Annotated in this window: 1 protein-coding gene; it reads left to right on the top strand. The window is 51.5% G+C overall.

The window, feature by feature from the left end:
• The coding region (locus ACTHS3_RS14495) for a DUF4198 domain-containing protein (RefSeq protein WP_440368310.1) at nt 1-818 on the top strand (818 nt) is incomplete at its 5' end.
• Nucleotides 819-1,032: the final 214 nt, after the last annotated feature.

Genomic DNA, 1,032 nt, shown 5'->3' with positions numbered 1-1,032 from the left:
TAGGATTGCTGGGATTGGGCGCAGTGGCACAGGCACACGATGTTTGGGTGGCCGCACCGACACATCAGCCTGCCGGCAAAATCCTGCATGCGGATTTGGGTTACAGCCACGACTTCCCCAATGTCGAAAAAATCGCCGACGACCGCGTGCATATTTTCAAACCGCTGCAATTGACCGACAGCTCAAAGAAAACCGTTGATTTGGTGAATAAGGGCGAAAACTATCAATACGTTTCCAAAGCCGCCCTGCCCGCAGGCTCCTACTGGGTCAGCGCGACCTACCAACCGACTTTCTGGTCGAAAAACCAAGACGGCTGGAAACAGCAAACCTTGAAGCAGCTGGCCGGTGCCACCTATTGCGAACAGGCACAAATGTTCGGCAAAAGCTTTGTCCAAGTGGGCAACGGCGCAGTCGATGAAGCAGTATTGACCCGCCCTATCGGCCAAGAGCTGGAACTGGTTCCGCTGCAAAATCCGAACGAAGTCAAAGCCGGCGGCATTTTGCCGGTCAAAGTCCTGTACAAAGGCGAGCCTTTGGTTAAAGCCACCGTTACCGCCAGCTCGGACACTTTGGCCGAAATGGACTTGGAATCGACCCATGACCACCGCGAGCCTCAAGGCTTCTCCGGCAAAACCGATAAAAACGGCGTGGTCAATGTGATTACGCTGATTGACGGCTTGTGGAAAATCAAAGTGGTGAACGAGACCGATTACAGCGATAAAAGCGTATGCCAACAAGACAAAGCTTACGCAACGCTGGTCGTTCCTGTCGGTACCAAACGCGCGGCTGCACGCCATGCCCACCATCATCAACATTAACAACCATTAAAAAAGGCCGTCTGAACTTTCAGACGGCCTTAATTTATTCACATTCATAACCCAAATTTCTAAAAAAATGGGAGTATGTTTCCAATTTATCCTCATTCAATTGGGCAAACCGGACACGGTTGCAGCCGGTCAAGACCACATTGCCCATCCAGTGCGCCCCAAAGACGCGCTCTAAAGGGACATTCCTCATTTGATTGATAAACGG

Source organism: Neisseria sp. P0009.S007 (genome assembly GCF_051962515.1).
This window is presented reverse-complemented; position numbering and strand designations above follow the sequence as displayed.